This window comes from Coprobacter secundus subsp. similis, assembly GCF_015097275.1.
Taxonomy (GTDB): Bacteria; Bacteroidota; Bacteroidia; order Bacteroidales; family Coprobacteraceae; genus Coprobacter; species Coprobacter secundus.
In genome coordinates, this window is sequence record NZ_AP023322.1 from 2,194,394 (window position 1) to 2,211,369 (window position 16,976).

Consider the following 16,976-nt stretch of genomic DNA (forward strand, 5'->3'; position numbering starts at 1 on the left):
TTTATTTTGAGATAACTTCTTTATTTTTATGCTCCTAATCTTAACGGGAAAGTTCAAGTACCTTTTTCCGAGCCAGCATACAAGCACCAATCACTCCCGCTTTTTCTTTCAATTTAGAAATTACAATACGGGAATCTTTATTCACCAGATTCAAAGAATATTTACGAATAGCACTTTTTATGGGTAAAGCTATATAATCTCCTGTAGCAGCTAAAGAACCTCCAATTACCAACATCCCAGGATTAAATATATTGATAAGTCCAGCAATATACTTTCCGATTTTGTCGCCAACTTCTTCTATAATTTCAATAGAAAGAATATCTTCATTGTTAGCTGCATTAATTATATCCCCTAAATTTATTGTCTTCCCTTTATCCAGCTCTTTAGACAAGATAGAATTTTCTCCATTTTTATAACGTTCCATAAATATCCGATAGATAGCCGAGCCAGAAGCCTCGGTTTCTAAACAGCCTTTTTTACCACAATGACATAAAATTTCATTATCAAAAACACTGACATGACCAAATTCTCCGGAGTATCCAGACTCCCCATAATATACTTTTCCGTCAATAATAATCCCAATACCAACTCCCCAACTGATATTGACAAAAATAATATTCCTTTCTTCCCGAGCAATACCACACATAAATTCACCAAATGTCATTGCACGTGTATCATTCTCGACAGATACCATATACCCTAAACGGTCTGACAAAATTTCAGATAAAGGTCTTTCTTCAAAATAAAATGCACTATAGCAATATCCTGTTTCAGAATTTACTCTACCTGAAATATTAATTGTAATATTCAATATATTATCGCTCTTCTTACCTTGTTCAGCTATAAAAGACGATACAATACTGCACAACTCGTCCAATGCGGCAGGAGTATTTTCAAATAAATACGGGACATTCATTCTCAACTCCATAACCTCTCCTTTGAAGTTTATCAAACCAATATTCAGAAAAGTTCGCCGAATATCCACTCCAACAAAATAACCGGATGCTGGATTCAAACCATATATAAAAGGCTTACGACCACCACTAGTCTCCATCTTACCATAATCTATGACAAAACCATCATCGGTCATTTCAGCAATAATTTTAGTTGTCGTAGGCACACTTAAATCCAATTCCTTTGACAAGTCTGCTATAGTAGCATCTCCATTCTCTATATAATAATTAATAATACGCTTTTTTATTTGAGCATTCTTCGACCCTTTTTCGAGTTCTGACAATAATTTTCCATTCATATTTATATTTGTTTCAGATGTACTACTATGCGCAAAGATAACAATTATTTATCGACCCAAAAAGATTAATAAAATATTTTATTAATCAAAATAAATGATTATCAAATAAATACAATCTTATTAATTTACATCATAAGATATTAATCAGTAAAAATATAAATTGAGCTCCTACTTCTTATAACAAAGAGAATTCAATATATAATATTAACGAAAACTCTCTTCATTTATTGCATATGTTTATAATTAAAAATATATTAGTTTGCTGACTTAAATTAATAGCCACACATTTGATAAAATATTTCATTATTAAATTATATATTAAAATAATTTTTTTTATATTTCATAATATACATTTATACTAGTAATTAAATTTCTTATCTCTTTCAATAAAAAGATTTTATATAGAATATAAGAATATTTTAACAACAAAAAATATAAAAAAAATCATGTGTCCTTCCGATAAATTCAAAAAGACACATGATTTTATAAGGATTTCATTTATTATCAGAGCTTAGCTTTAATAGCCTTTGTCTCTTCCTCATACCCCGGTTTCTCAAGCAAAGCAAACATATTTTTCTTATAGGCTTCCACACCTGGTTGGTCAAACGGATTCACACCTAACAAATAACCACTAATGCCACATGCCTTTTCAAAGAAATAGATAAGTTCCCCCAAATACTTTTCAGTAATTTCCGGCATCTCAATTCTTAGATTTGGAACCCCTCCATCTACATGCGCAATTTGTGTACCTAATTCAGCCATTTTATTTACTTGGTCAACTCTCTTTCCCGCCAAAAAATTCAGACCGTCCAAATTATCTTCATCAGTCGGAATAGTTACATTATATTTCATTTTATTTACCGACAAAACAGTCTCAAAAATAGAACGTTCCCCATCTTGTATCCACTGTCCCATCGAATGCAAATCGGTAGTAAAATCAACTGAGGCCGGGAAAATACCTTTATGATCTTTGCCCTCACTTTCGCCATAAAGTTGTTTCCACCATTCTGCAAAAAAATGAAGTTTAGGATTGAAATTCACTAAGATTTCAATTTTCTGGCCTATCTTATAAAGGGCATTTCGAGTTGCAGCATATATAGCAGCCGGATTTTTTTCAAAAGGGACCTCTGCTCCACATAACTGCTCCATCGACGCTGCACCAGACACCAATGAACGTATATCAAATCCAGCAACAGCAATAGGTAATAATCCTACCGGAGTCAAAACAGAAAAACGTCCGCCAACATTATCTGGGATAACAAAGGTTTTGTAACCTTCCATATCAGCTAGTTTACGTAATGCACCACGAGCAGCATCAGTCACAGCAATAATACGATGTTTTGCTTCTTCTTTTCCTACCTGTGCTTCCAATTGCTTTTTCAACAAACGAAATGCAATAGCTGGCTCTGTCGTTGTTCCTGATTTTGAGATATTTATCAATCCGAATTGCTTCCCAGCTAATACTTGCTGTAACTCATATAAATAATCTTCTCCTATATTCTGTCCAGCAAAAAGAACTTGAGGATTGTTTCCATTTCCTTTTATTTGAGCAAATGTATCAGAAAGAGCTTCAATTACAGCTTTAGCACCCAAATAGCTTCCACCAATGCCAATTACAACCACAATCTCGCACCGCTCTCTCAATTGCTTAGCTGCAGCCTCAATTTCTGAAAGATGAGCGTCTGTAATAGATGACGGCAAATGTAACCATCCCAGAAAATCATTCCCTTTTCCAGTACCTTTATGTAATTTTTCCATACTTTCTGCTACCTCTTTCTCATAAGCGAAAACCTGCTCTTTAGTAACAGAACTTAATGCTTTGTCAATGTTTAATTGAATCGTCTCCATGCAAAGATTATTTTTAGTTGTTATTGTTCGGTTATTTACCGATATCAAAATTAGATATTATTCTTTATAAAAACAAAAGAGATATTGTTATTCAATATCTCCTTTAAACTCTTTTATCTAAATGTTTCTGTCAACCGCTTTATTTCAGCAAATGATGACATCTTATTATACAAAATATTATATACTGTATCAAGAATCGGCATATCTACATGATACTGCTCATTTATTTCCTTGATACATTTTGTCCCATAATACCCCTCTGCAACCATTTCCATCTCTATCTGGGCTGTCTTTACTGAATATCCCTTTCCTATCATAGTTCCAAAGGTATGGTTACGGCTAAAACGAGAATATGCAGTCACCAATAAGTCACCCAAATATGCCGACTCACAGATATTCCGTCTCATGGGATGTACAGCTTTCAAAAAACGATCCAATTCCTGTATAGCATTCGATATCAAAACAGCCTGAAAATTATCTCCGTACTTCAATCCATAACAGATACCCGCAGCAATTGCATAAACGTTTTTCAAAACCGACCCATACTCTATTCCTTCAACATCTTTTGATGTACTAGCTTTCAAAAAATGGTTACCCAACAATTCTGTTATCTTTCTTGCTTTTAGAGTATCAGGACATCCAATTGTCAAATATGAAAGTCTTTCCAATGCAACTTCTTCAGCATGACACGGCCCCCCTATAACAGCCAGATTGCTATCGGGTATATTATAAAACTTTTTCAAATAATCCGTAACAATCATATTTTCGTCCGGGACAATACCCTTTATAGCTGATACTACAAACTTCTTATCCAACGGCTCTTTTAACTTCTTCAGGTGCTGTTTTAAATAAGGAGATGGAGTAACTAAAATAAGTGTATCTGATTCTTTTACTACTTTATTTAAATTAGTAGTAAAATTTATACGACTTATATCGAATTTTACACTCGACAAATAAACCGGATTATGCCCTAATCTTTTAAAATCATCTATTCGGTCGCGCCGACGCATATACCAATTTATCGATTCGGCATTATACAATACCAATTTTGCAATAGCCGTGGCCCACGTTCCACCACCTAATATAGCGACTCTTCCGGGAAAACTCATGTCTCTGAAGCTTTTTATTTTGCATTCTCGACCCAAGCCCTTACCTCATCAATAGTCGGGTTGGATAACTCAAGTTTATATTTTTTATTTACGCCACAAATTTCTTGATGCAATTTGTTCGGATTAGCTTCCACAAGCATATCAACAGTCAAATAGCCCGCTTTTTGTAAAGGTGCTACCCATTCTTGAGGTATCCCAACAGCTACATACTTTGATTCAGGATCTTTCTTCTTTGTCTTTTCCGGACGCATTTGCGGAAAAAATAGAACTTCTTGTATTGTGGTTTGCCCTGTCATCAACATAACTAAACGGTCCATACCGATACCCATCCCAGAAGTCGGAGGCATACCATATTCCAAAGCACGAATAAAATCGTTATCAATAAACATAGCTTCATCATCTCCTTTCTCAGACAAACGAAGCTGTTCCTCAAAGCGAAATCGTTGGTCTATCGGATCATTCAACTCAGAGTAAGCATTACAGAGTTCTTTACCATTAACCATCAATTCAAAACGCTCAGTCAGTTCGGGATTATTTCTATGCTTTTTGGTTAAAGGAGACATCTCAATCGGATAATCGGTAATAAAGGTCGGTTGTATGTAATTACCCTCACATTTCTCACCAAAAATCTCATCAATCAGTTTTCCCTTGCCCATAGTATCATCTACCTCAACTCCTATTTTTTTACAAACTTCACGTAATTGAGCCTCATCCATACCAGAAATATCAATTCCTGTAAATTCCTTAATGGAATCAATCATCGTTACTCTCTTGAAAGGCGTCTTAAAACTAATAACATTATCACCAACTTTGACTTCTGTGGAACCATTTACATCTAAGCAAATCTTCTCAAGCATCTTCTCTGTAAAATCCATCATCCAATTATAGTCCTTATATGAAACATAAATTTCCATACAAGTAAATTCTGGATTATGTGTACGGTCCATGCCTTCATTCCGGAAATTTTTTGAAAATTCATAGACTCCCTCAAAGCCTCCCACAATAAGACGCTTTAAGTAAAGCTCATCTGCTATACGCAAATACAAGGGTATGTCTAAAGCGTTATGATGAGTAATAAACGGACGAGCAGCAGCTCCACCAGGAATCGATTGCAAAATAGGAGTTTCTACCTCCATATACCCTTGTGCGTTAAAATACTCACGCATCGAGTTGTACACTTTGTTTCGCTTGATAAATATATCTTTAATTCCTTCATTTACTACTAAATCGACATACCTTTGGCGATATCGTAATTCTGGATCTTCAAAAGCATCATATGCTACACCATCTTTCATCTTTACGATAGGTAATGGCCGTAGCGATTTAGATAAGACAGTCAGCTCTTGAGCATGAACAGAAATTTCACCCATTTGTGTACGGAACACATATCCTCTTATACCTACAAAGTCTCCAATATCAAGCAATTTCTTAAATACAGTATTATACATTTCCTTATTCTCTTCCGGGCATAAATCATCTCTTGAAATATAAACCTGTATACGACCTTTGGAATCTTGTAACTCCATAAACGAAGCTTTTCCCATAATACGGCGACTCATAATACGTCCAGCAACAGACACTTGACGAGGTTCTGCATCATCTTTAAACGAAGATTTTATTTCATCTGTATAAGCATCCACTTTATACTCTGCGGCCGGATATGGCTCTATACCGAGATTCCGTAATTCCTGCAAACTATTACGTCTAATTATCTCCTGTTCACTTAAGTCCAATATATTCATGTGCAATAAAATTATTTATCTTATTGGAAAACTATATATTATGCCTACCTTCTATTCTACATTTTACAATAATAGCAGAAAAATAAAAACATAAAACGGCAAATTTTTACAAAAATACAAAACTTTGCCCGAAGTCTAAATACGATTTCCACTAATTTTCCATCGTGAACCAGCATATCTTCTTTAATTATATTTTATAAAAAAAAATGAACACTTTTTATAAGTATAAAAAATTTTAAAGCAATAAAAAAGGACATCTTTGAAAGATGTCCTTTTTCGCTTAAAAAAGCAATTTCTTACTTTCTGATTCCAAGCTCCTTGATAATAGCACGATATCTATTGATATCCACTTTGATTAAATAGTCAAGCAAACGACGACGTTTACCTACTAACATTTTAAGAGCTCTTTCTGTGCTATAATCTTTGTGATTTGACTTTAAATGTTCAGTCAAATGAGAGATACGGTATGAGAATAATGCTATCTGTGCTTCAGGTGAGCCAGTATCAGTATTGGACTTTCCGTATTTCTCAAAGATTTCTCGTTTTTTCTCAGAAGTTAAATACATTTTCTGCTGATTTTTTTGTTAATAAATTCTTTGAGGGCACAAAGGTATATATTTGTTTTTGAAAAACAATATTTTATTGCTATTTTTATTCCTAAACAAGAAATTTTGTTTGATAAATGTATTAAATAATGATTTCAATCTTTTAAAACTACTGATTATTAAACGCATTCTAAAAAAAATTATACTACCTTTGCGCGACTCAAAATAAATTATATGCAGAAAATTAGGAATATTGCAATTATTGCTCATGTCGATCACGGTAAAACAACACTGGTTGACAAAATGCTTTTGGCCGGACAGTTATTTCGAGAGAACCAGAACTCCGGCGAGTTAATTCTCGACAATAATGATCTTGAACGTGAACGAGGAATCACAATCCTGTCTAAAAACGTTTCAATCAGATATAAAGACTATAAAATCAATATTATAGATACTCCTGGGCATGCAGATTTCGGAGGAGAAGTAGAAAGAGTTCTCAATATGGCTGATGGTTGTCTGCTACTAGTTGACGCTTTCGAAGGCCCTATGCCTCAAACCCGGTTTGTTTTACAAAAAGCTATACAAATGGGATTAAAGCCTGTAGTCGTTATCAATAAAGTAGACAAACCCAACTGTCGTCCTGATGAAGTAAATGAAATGGTATTCGATCTGATGTTCAGCCTTGACGCAACAGAAGAACAGCTCGATTTCCCTACTATTTATGGTTCTGCTAAACAAAACTGGATGTCAACAGATTGGAGAAAACCAACGAATAATATCACTCCTTTATTAGACGCTATTATTGAATATATCCCAGAACCCAAATATCTTGAAGGGGCACCTCAAATGCTAATTACCTCTCTCGATTTCTCATCTTATGTAGGACGTATTGCCATTGGCCGTATTCACCGAGGAGAACTTCGAGAAGGCATGGATGTAGCATTATGCAAAAAGGACGGGTCTTTCACCAAAAGCCGTATCAAAGAATTGCACTTATTTGAAGGCTTAGGACGAACAAAAGTTGAAAAAGCCAGTTCTGGTGATATATGTGCTTTAGTTGGAATTGAAGGATTTGAAATTGGAGACACAATCACCGACCTGCAAAACCCAGAACCTTTGCCCCGTATAGCAATTGATGAACCTACGATGTCAATGACCTTTACCAATAACGACTCTCCTTTCTTCGGAAAAGATGGTAAATTTGTCACTTCCCGCCATATCGCAGAACGCCTAACTAAGGAACTCGACCGCAACTTAGCATTACGCGTTGAAAAAGCAGAAAACGCAGATGTATGGACAGTATATGGACGAGGTGTCCTACACTTATCCGTTCTTATAGAAACTATGCGACGTGAGGGGTATGAGCTTCAAGTAGGACAACCTCAAGTAATCATCAGAGAAATAGATGGTGTAAAATGTGAACCTGTAGAGCAACTAACAGTTAATCTTCCCGAAGAATATGCCAGTAAAATCATCGATATGGTTACTCGCCGAAAAGGAGAGCTACAATCAATGGAAACACAGAATGACCGTATACATATGGAATTTACCATTCCTTCCCGTGGAATCATCGGTTTAAGAAATAATGTTCTTACAGCATCAGCTGGAGAGGCCATTATGGCCCATCGCTTTCTTGAGTACCAGCCTTGGAAAGGAGATATAGAACGCCGGACAAACGGTTCTCTTATTGCCATGGAAGCCGGTACTGCATATGCATACGCTATAGACAAATTACAAGACAGAGGTAAATTCTTTATTTTCCCACAAGAAGAAGTATATGCCGGTCAGGTTGTCGGAGAAAATGCAAAAGAAGGTGATATTGTTGTAAATGTTACCAAATCAAAGAAACTAACCAATATGCGAGCTTCAGGGGCTGATGACAAAGCTAAAATTATCCCACCAATTGTATTTAGTCTAGAAGAGGCTCTAGAATATATCAAAGAAGATGAGTACGTCGAAGTGACTCCTCATCACTTGCGTATACGTAAAATTATTTTAGATGAAACTGAACGCAAACGAAGCAATAAATAAGGACAAAAAAGAGGCTGAAATTTTAGAATTTCAGCCTCTTTTTTGTCCTTATTTAATTTAGTGTATTTACTCTTCTACATCTTCGTCTACAGTATCCTCACTCAACAAAGCCTTCAACCTATCTCTATCCAGAATCATAATCTCACGAGTAGTATAATCAATGATTCCCTCATCTTTCAGTTCATTCAAGGCACTGACGAAAACTGAACGCTGCACTCCAAAGAAAGAATACAAATCCTTCTGTTTACAAATAACTTTGATATCTGTTGACCTCCGTTGAGTAAAACAAAGTACCCAAAATGCCAGTTTCTCCTTCACACTACCCGAAGACAAAGATAGAAATGTCTCGATACTTTTTTGTGAACGTCGAGATATTATATTTAACAAATTAATTAAAACAATCGACTCAGATTGTAAGATATTTACAAATGTTTGTTTATCCAACTGCATAATCCCTGTATCTTCTACTGCATAAATATCAGCAGGATAATAAGTATTACGTCCAAACATATGATTCGGAGCTAACACATTGGGTGCATGTAAGACTTCTGATACTCGGATTTTTCCATTTCTATTAACCATCTCGGAACGTACACTCCCAGATATCAAGAATTTAAGATGTGTACATTCTTCACCTCTAGAAACTACTACTTCTCCAGGTTTATATTTGAGGAAGTGAAATTTAGTTTTTTCGATTATCCCCGAAATGCTAGTTCTACTTACTCCTTGGAATAAGGGCAACTGCATAAGTACTTCGTACATACTATCCATTATATTCATCGTTTTAGTAAGCCAAATTTATAAATAATAATCATATCCTTACTCAACTAAACATAAAATCATCTTAATTGTTTAGAAACTATTGATTTATTTTTTTTTCGTTAACTTTGTAGCCATTAATAAAAAACAATAGACCTATGCCTAGCTTAAACTTTAATTTTCAAGAAATTGCAAGTGCTTTCATTGTATTGTTTGCTGTCATTGATATTACAGGACTGGTCCCAATAATCATTAGTCTGAAAGAGAAAGGGAACGATATAAATGCAGGAAAAGCGGCTTTTTACTCTTTAGCAACATTTATAGCTTTTCTATTCATGGGTAATGTGATTTTACAACTATTTCACGTAGATATTTCATCTTTTGCCATAGCTGGTTCGTTAGTTATATTTGTAATGGCTATTGAAATGATTTTCGGTGTGGAAATTTTTAAAATGGACGGGCCTGCAGGAAGTACAACGCTTGTACCTATAGTATTTCCTCTTATCGCCGGAGCCGGCTCTTTTACGACATTATTATCATTACGAGCACTCTACGGCTTGGCCAATATCCTTATTGCATTAGTTCTAAATATTATTATCATATATATTGTTATACGTAATGTACATATTCTTGAAAAATTATTAGGTAAAAGCGGAGTATATGTACTAAGAAAATTCTTTGGTATCATTCTTCTCGCTATTTCTGTAAGAATGTTTATTGATAATCTGGCAAAATTATTGGCTACTCTTTCTTAAAAACAGTAATTTTCTATATTTCCACTTTACCACAAACTTCAATCATTATTATTTTCCCATTCGGGAGATGATGGCTTATTTGTATTTGAACACAAATCCGAATCTACATTTTCCGGCCCATCTTCATCACATTTTTCATCATCATCAATATATTTCTTTCTCTGCGGGCCATGCTTTCGGTAAGCAACAGCCAAAATAGCTCCGGATAAAGCTCCGCCTAAATGTCCTTCCCATGATGTCTCCACATTAACCAACTCCGCAATAGGAAACATATTCCAAATAATACTTCCGTATAAAAATATAACCACTAAAGAAACTGCAATAACCGGAGCATGCCTTCGAATTATCCCACTCAAAAAAAGAAAGAAGATAAATCCATATATCAATGAGCTAGCTCCGACATGCCAACCTGGACGTCCAGCTACCCAAATAAAAATCCCAGACAAAAACCATATCCATATAAAGACTTTAGGTGCTATATCAGAATAAAAATAAAATAGCAGCCAACCCAAAACCAAAAGGGGAATAGTATTTGCCAATAAATGATAAAAATCTGAATGGATAAATATATGAGTAACAATACCAAAGAGACCTTCCGCTTTTCGAGGTTTTATCCCTAAATGGTAAAAATTCCATCCCATCCCCCACTCCAAAAAAGTAAACATCCAAAGTATAAAGAGATAGAGAAAAGGAGGGACAAAGGCTAAAATCATTTTTTTAGGTTCTGAAACCACAAATGTCACCAAAATATTTTCATTTTCTATAACATATAGATTCTCAAATATACTAATTTTTTTATAAAGAAACAATAAAAAAAACGGTAAAAATAATTTATATGAAAAATGTTTCATTTTCTTAAAATAAGCACTCTAAAAATTTTGATTATTTAATTACAATACATATATTCGTCGGTAAGAAATGTAAAATCTAATACATTATTTTGTTAACCGACATTTTATCAATTAATAAATATGAGCTATCTGAAGTTTGACAAAAGTTTAATGATCAATCTGGAACAATCTCTTCCAAAAGAGATGTTACGTACAAACAAATCGGGAGCTTATCATTGTACAACAATTGTCGATTGCAATACCCGTAAGCAACACGGGTTATTGGTAATACCGATTCCTGAGTTGGACAATGATAATCATGTATTGTTATCCTCATTAGACGAAACCGTAATTCAACACGGTGCACCTTTCAACTTGGGATTACACAAATACCAAGGTGATTGCTACAGTCCCAACGGACATAAGTATATCCGCGAATTCAATTGCGAATCAGTTCCACAAACAGTCTATCGAGTAGGAGGTGTGATTCTGACCAAAGAAAAAGTATTTATTTCTCATGAAAATAGAATACTCATTAAGTATACTTTGGTAGACGCACATTCAGAAACGACCTTACAATTTAGACCTTTTCTGGCTTTCCGCAACGCCAACTCTTTATGTATAGAAAACGACCAAATTGATAAGAGTTACGAAATTGCAGAAAATGGCATCAGTTGTTGCTTATACCCCGGATATCCTCGGTTATACATGCAATTCAACAAACAAGTATCTTTTACATATCAACCTAATTGGAATAAAGGTATAGAGTACATTAAAGATCAAGAACGTGGATTTGAATACAAAGAAGATCTCTATGTTCCCGGATATTTCGAATTGCCGATAAAAAAAGGAGAAAGCATCATCTTTTCAGCAGGTGTGGGAGAAATAAAGCCTCGTTCTTTAGCCTCAATGTATAACAAAGAAATCGGAATGCGTACTTGCCGTACCAGTTTCTTTAATTGTCTAAAAAACTCTGCACAACAATTTTATCTAAAACGAGGCAAAGACAATTATTTATTGGCAGGTTATCCTTGGTTCAAAGTCAGAGCACGAGACAGTTTCATCGCTCTCCCAGGATGTACATTGGCAATTGGAGACCAGAATATGTTTGAGTCCATTATGAATACGGCAGAAAAAGCTCTCAAACATTTCATGGCAACTGGAGAATCAGATGCCGTAATACAGGAAATAGATACACCAGATACATTGCTTTGGTGCATATGGGCTTTACAGCAGTATGCCAAAGAGACATCTCTAAACACATGTACTGCCAAATATGGAAAATTCATTGAATCTATAATCGAGTATATCCGAAAAGGCAAGCATCCAAACCTGTTTTTACATGAAAATGGTCTACTATACAGCAACGGAAAAGAAAAAGTTATCTCTTGGATGAATTCTGCTCGCTATGGTCACCCTATTATACCACGCAGTGGATATTTAGTTGAATTTAACGCTCTATGGTATAACGCATTGCGATTTGCAGCATCTATCGATGCAGATGAAGCTCACGATGTCAAAGCAGATATATTGAACGAATTGGCTGATAAATGTGCTATTTCATTTAAAGACATGTTTTTAAATGACTGCGGTTATTTATATGATTATGTAGACGGGAACTATGCAGATTGGAGCGTACGTCCTAATATGTTATTTGCCCTATCTCTCGATTATTCACCTTTAGATAAAAAAGAGCGGAAAATCGCTCTTGAAGTCGTTACCAGAGAGTTATTGACGCCCAAAGGCATTCGAACTCTGAGCCCGAAAAGTCATGGTTACAATCCTACATACGTAGGTTCACAAGAAGAAAGAGAAAACGCATATCATCAAGGAACTTCACGCCCATGGCTGATGGGAGCCTACACCGATGCCTACCTGAAAGTGTTTGGATTTAGTGGAGTCTCTTTTTTAGAAAGAATGCTGATAGGATTTGAAGAAGAAATGTCGAATAACTGTATTGGTAGTATATCTGAATTATTCGACGGTAATCCGCCTTTCACAGGGCGTGGCGCCATAAGTTTCGCGGCGAATGTCGGTGAAATATTGAGAGTTCTTAATTTATTGAAAAAGTACAACCACATATAAAAACCACGCTGTATGAAAGCACTGATGTTTGGATGGGAATTTCCTCCACATATCCTCGGAGGTTTGGGCACTGCAAGTTACGGCCTTACTAAAGGTATGGCCGAATGCGGTGATATGGAAATTACATTTGTTATTCCTAAACCATGGGGAGACGAAGATAAAAGTTTTGCACATATCGTAGGCGCTGGTAATACTCCGGTTGTTTGGCGCGACATTCCTTGGGAGACAGCTTGTGAACGTCTCAGCTACTGCATGAATCCTCAAGAATATTACAGCTTGAGAGACCATATATATGCAGACTTTAGCTATATGCATACTAATGATTTGGGATGTATTGAATTTTCCGGACGTTACCCCGATAACTTGCTTGAAGAAATAAATAATTACTCAATCGTTGCCGGAGTCATCGCTCGAACTTATCCTTGTGATATCATACATTCCCATGACTGGCTTACTTATCCAGCCGGAATCCATGCAAAACAGGTAACTGGCAAACCATTAGTTATACATGTGCATGCAACTGATTTCGACCGAAGTCGCGGGAATGTAAATCCGACGGTCTACGGAATTGAAAAAGATGGGATGGATCAAGCTGACCATATCATTACTGTAAGCAATTTAACAAGGCAAACAGTTATAGAAAAATATCACATTGACCCAGCCAAAGTTACAACTGTACATAATGCCGTCGAACCATTGAGCGAAGACATTATGGCCATACAAGTACCTAAAAATACTAAAGAAAAGGTTGTGACATTTTTGGGCCGTATTACAATGCAAAAAGGCCCAGAATATTTTGTCGAAGCTGCTGCTCGAGTTCTAAAAAAGAGTAATAATGTACGTTTCGTCATGGCAGGAAGCGGTGATATGATGAATAAAATGATACGTTTAGCAGCACAAAGAAATATCTCAGATAGATTCCATTTTACAGGCTTTTTAAAAGGGAAACAAGTATACGAAATGTTGAAAGCCAGTGATGTGTATATCATGCCATCGGTTTCAGAGCCTTTTGGAATTTCACCTCTAGAGGCTATGCAAGTGGGTGTACCATCTATTATTTCTAAGCAATCAGGATGCGCCGAAATCTTAACAAATGTCATCAAAACTGATTATTGGGATATTGATGCTATGGCCGATGCTATATATTCTATCATAACTTATCCTGCAATGTATCAACAGCTTAAAGTCCAAGGGAAACTCGAAGTTGACGAAATCAAATGGAAATATGCCGGACAAAAAGTCATCGACATCTATCACAAAGTGATACAAAAAAAATAACTCTTTTATTAATGAATTAAATGCTATAAATATATGAAAACTATCTGTTTTTATTTTCAAATCCATCAGCCATTCCGCCTGAAACGTTATCGCTTTTTCGACATCGGTAACGACCATTATTATTATGATGATTTCAACAATGAAGAAATCATGCACCGTATTGCACAACGATCTTATATACCAGCCAACTATACTTTGCTAGAGATGATTAAAAACTCAAATGGCAAATTTAAGGTAGCATTTTCTATTTCAGGAATAGCACTTGAACAACTAGAAATTTATGTTCCAGAATTTATTGATAGCATGAAAGAATTGGCCAAAACTGGTTGCGTCGAATTTCTATCTGAAACATATGCCCACTCATTGGCTTCACTAAAGGATCCTATAGAATTTGCTAATCAAGTAAAAATGCATGATGACAAGATAGAAGCTTTGTTTGGACAACGCCCCAAAGTCTTTCGCAATACTGAGCTAATCTACTCTGACGATATAGCTTGTCAAATAGCAGATATGGGATTTAAAGGTTGTATCACTGAAGGTGCAAAACATATTCTCGGGTGGAAAAGTCCCAATTACCTATACAATTCAGCTGCAGCTCCCAAACTAAAACTATTATTGAAAAACTATAAAGTAAGTGACGACATATCCTTTCGTTTTTCTAACTATGAATGGAGTGAATACCCTCTTACAGCAGACAAATTTATTGGATGGATTGCTAACACCCCTGAATCTGAACAGATTGTAAATCTCTTCATGAATTATGAAACATTAGGAGAACTACAGCCTCGTGAAACAGGTATATTCGAGTTTATGAAAGCCCTCCCTCGTTTTGCCGAAGAAAAAGGAATCGGCTTTGCAACTCCAACAGAGATTATATCAAAAGTAAAACCCGTAGACTCTTTATCTATGCCATATCCGATTTCTTGGGCCGATGAAGAAAGAGATACGAGTGCCTGGCTGGGAAATGTTCTTCAAAACGAAGCTTTCGAAAAACTTTATTCAGTTGCAGAACGTGTTCGATTATGTGACGATCGCCGACTAAAACAAGACTGGAACTATTTACAAACCAGTGACCACTTTTATTATATGTGTACTAAACACTTCAATGATGGAGCTGTACATAGTCACTATAGCCCATACGAAACTCCCTACGAAGCATTCACCAATTACATGAATGTATTGAGTGATTTTATTGTCAGAGTAGAAGCCCAATATCCAGCAGAAATAGAAAACGAAGAATTAAATGCTTTAATTACAACGATTAAAAACCAGGCTTCGGAGATAGAAATCTTACAAAAAGAGCTAAAATCTGCAAAGCTTGAGAAACAACAGGCTAAAACCAAGGTCGAAACTTCGAAATCTAAAGCAAAAGTCACAGCCAATAAAAATACAAAAGCTACGGTTTCTTCAAAAACGACAACTAAAGTCTAAATCAAATTTTATAAAAGATAATATGAGGCTGCCTAACAACAAAAACGAAATTATCTAACTTTTTCATTGTTAGGCAGCCTCATATTTTTAATAAATTGATGATTGAAAAAAGAAAATACTATATGTCAAATGCTATACTGAATACTTTTTCTGAAATCATATCAATTTTCCACTCCTTTGTACTACTCACATAGTAACTATTACATTCTTTATTACAACACAGTCATAAGTCTTTTCTTCTATAATACAAAAAAGGCTGCTTACACAAGCAGCCTGATTCGTTTTATTCAAAGAAAATATATAAAAAGCTAGTCAGTCATCTCTTCTTCCTCCCAAAAATATGAGAATGTAATACACCAAAGTCGCCAATGAACTCAATGCTGCTACCACATAAGTATAAGCAGCCCACCTTAAAGCATCTTTTGCTTTATCATGGGTATTCATATTTGTTATACCTGCACTCTCAAGCCATGCTAAAGCCCTCTGGCTAGCATTTATTTCTACTGGAAGCGTTACAAAACTAAATAAGGTAGTCAATGCAAATAATATAATACCAAATAACATCAATTGGGGGAATACTTGTAATGTCAGTATCCCAGCTAATAATACCCATTGCATCCATTGTGATGCAAAACTCACAACAGGTACTAATTTGGAGCGCATTGTCAAAAAAGAATATGCCCGTGCGTGCTGAACAGCATGTCCACATTCATGGGCAGCAACTGCTGCAGCTGCTATACTATTGCTATAATATACATCCTGACTCAAATTTACAGTATGAGTTTCCGGATTATAATGATCGGTAAGGCGTCCTTCTACCGAAATCACTTTTACATCATTTATTCCATTATCTCGCAACATCTTTTCGGCAATATCTTTTCCCGTAAGACCATTCGGAATAGGAACTTTAGAATAGTTATCAAACTTTGCCTGTAACATTTTCTGTACGGCAAAACTGATCAAAGCAAATACAATAAATATTATATATATTCCCATTTTAAATTTCTATTCTCATTTACATGACAAATATAGAGATAAAATACAGACATAAATGTTAATAAAACATCCGATTAAAAACAAATTATGTTAATATGCAAATATTCCACTTTGTACTTCAAATGAATGTTTTATTTTTATATATCTTATTTTCAATAACTTATAGACAAAATATAGTTTTTTTTAATCATACTGTATATAATTTTATTAAATAAAACAGAGAAAGGCTATATTGAAAAAATAAGATTTTATACTCTTCAGCAAATCATCTCTCGAACTATACATCTACTAAAAGCCTATCTCATATTAGTTTAT

General features: G+C 35.2%; 13 protein-coding genes. 5 read left to right on the top strand and 8 right to left on the bottom strand.

From position 1 onward, the window contains the following. Positions 1 to 40 precede the first annotated feature (40 nt). From Cop2CBH44_RS08570 to rpsO, 5 genes are all read right to left on the bottom strand, one after another. Positions 41 to 1,252, bottom strand: a complete 1,212-nt coding sequence (locus tag Cop2CBH44_RS08570; protein WP_021930656.1) for an ROK family transcriptional regulator — start codon at positions 1,250 to 1,252, stop codon at positions 41 to 43. Between the two features lie 504 nt (positions 1,253 to 1,756). Next, complete coding sequence (locus Cop2CBH44_RS08575) at positions 1,757 to 3,100, bottom strand: glucose-6-phosphate isomerase (protein WP_200754654.1); 1,344 nt, start codon at positions 3,098 to 3,100, stop codon at positions 1,757 to 1,759. A 113-nt stretch (positions 3,101 to 3,213) separates the two neighbouring features. Beyond that, positions 3,214 to 4,209 carry an NAD(P)H-dependent glycerol-3-phosphate dehydrogenase gene (locus Cop2CBH44_RS08580; protein WP_021930654.1) on the bottom strand — a complete coding sequence of 332 codons (996 nt, stop codon included), beginning with the start codon at positions 4,207 to 4,209 and terminating at the stop codon, positions 3,214 to 3,216. 14 nt (positions 4,210 to 4,223) lie between these two features. After that, positions 4,224 to 5,951, bottom strand: a complete 1,728-nt coding sequence (gene lysS / locus Cop2CBH44_RS08585) for a lysine--tRNA ligase (RefSeq protein WP_044225769.1) — start codon at positions 5,949 to 5,951, stop codon at positions 4,224 to 4,226. Positions 5,952 to 6,247: 296 nt separating this feature from the next. Continuing rightward, entirely contained in the window at positions 6,248 to 6,517 is a 270-nt protein-coding gene (gene rpsO, locus Cop2CBH44_RS08590; protein WP_021930652.1) for a 30S ribosomal protein S15, read from the bottom strand. A 213-nt stretch (positions 6,518 to 6,730) separates the two neighbouring features. Between rpsO and typA the strand changes: the two genes are divergently transcribed. Further along, the gene (gene typA, locus Cop2CBH44_RS08595) at positions 6,731 to 8,527 is read left to right on the top strand and encodes a translational GTPase TypA (protein WP_021930651.1); all 1,797 of its coding nucleotides are present in this window, start codon (positions 6,731 to 6,733) and stop codon (positions 8,525 to 8,527) included. Between the two features lie 66 nt (positions 8,528 to 8,593). Here typA and Cop2CBH44_RS08600 read toward each other — a convergent pair whose 3' ends face one another. Beyond that, positions 8,594 to 9,298 carry a Crp/Fnr family transcriptional regulator gene (locus Cop2CBH44_RS08600; protein ID WP_021930650.1) on the bottom strand — a complete coding sequence of 235 codons (705 nt, stop codon included), beginning with the start codon at positions 9,296 to 9,298 and terminating at the stop codon, positions 8,594 to 8,596. A 146-nt stretch (positions 9,299 to 9,444) separates the two neighbouring features. On the opposite strand from Cop2CBH44_RS08600, the gene Cop2CBH44_RS08605 reads away from it, so the two are divergent. After that, positions 9,445 to 10,041 carry a MarC family protein gene (locus tag Cop2CBH44_RS08605; protein ID WP_021930649.1) on the top strand — a complete coding sequence of 199 codons (597 nt, stop codon included), beginning with the start codon at positions 9,445 to 9,447 and terminating at the stop codon, positions 10,039 to 10,041. Positions 10,042 to 10,079: 38 nt separating this feature from the next. Here the strand turns inward: Cop2CBH44_RS08605 and Cop2CBH44_RS08610 are convergent, their stop codons facing one another. Continuing rightward, complete coding sequence (locus Cop2CBH44_RS08610; protein WP_055097159.1) at positions 10,080 to 10,754, bottom strand: rhomboid family intramembrane serine protease; 675 nt, start codon at positions 10,752 to 10,754, stop codon at positions 10,080 to 10,082. 258 nt (positions 10,755 to 11,012) lie between these two features. Here Cop2CBH44_RS08610 and Cop2CBH44_RS08615 point away from each other — a divergent pair, with 258 nt between their 5' ends. From Cop2CBH44_RS08615 to Cop2CBH44_RS08625, 3 genes are read left to right on the top strand one after another with little or no spacing between them, the layout of a single operon-like run. Further along, complete coding sequence (locus Cop2CBH44_RS08615; protein WP_021930647.1) at positions 11,013 to 12,956, top strand: glycogen debranching enzyme N-terminal domain-containing protein; 1,944 nt, start codon at positions 11,013 to 11,015, stop codon at positions 12,954 to 12,956. A 12-nt stretch (positions 12,957 to 12,968) separates the two neighbouring features. Next, positions 12,969 to 14,234 (top strand): glycosyltransferase family 4 protein, encoded by a 1,266-nt coding sequence (locus tag Cop2CBH44_RS08620; protein WP_021930646.1) that lies wholly within the window; start codon positions 12,969 to 12,971, stop codon positions 14,232 to 14,234. 33 nt (positions 14,235 to 14,267) lie between these two features. Next, positions 14,268 to 15,665, top strand: a complete 1,398-nt coding sequence (locus tag Cop2CBH44_RS08625) for a glycoside hydrolase family 57 protein (protein WP_021930645.1) — start codon at positions 14,268 to 14,270, stop codon at positions 15,663 to 15,665. 312 nt (positions 15,666 to 15,977) lie between these two features. Here Cop2CBH44_RS08625 and Cop2CBH44_RS08630 read toward each other — a convergent pair whose 3' ends face one another. Further along, positions 15,978 to 16,661: a zinc metallopeptidase gene (locus Cop2CBH44_RS08630; protein ID WP_021930644.1), complete on the bottom strand. Its 684-nt coding sequence runs from the start codon at positions 16,659 to 16,661 to the stop codon at positions 15,978 to 15,980. Between the last annotated feature and the right edge of the window lie 315 nt (positions 16,662 to 16,976).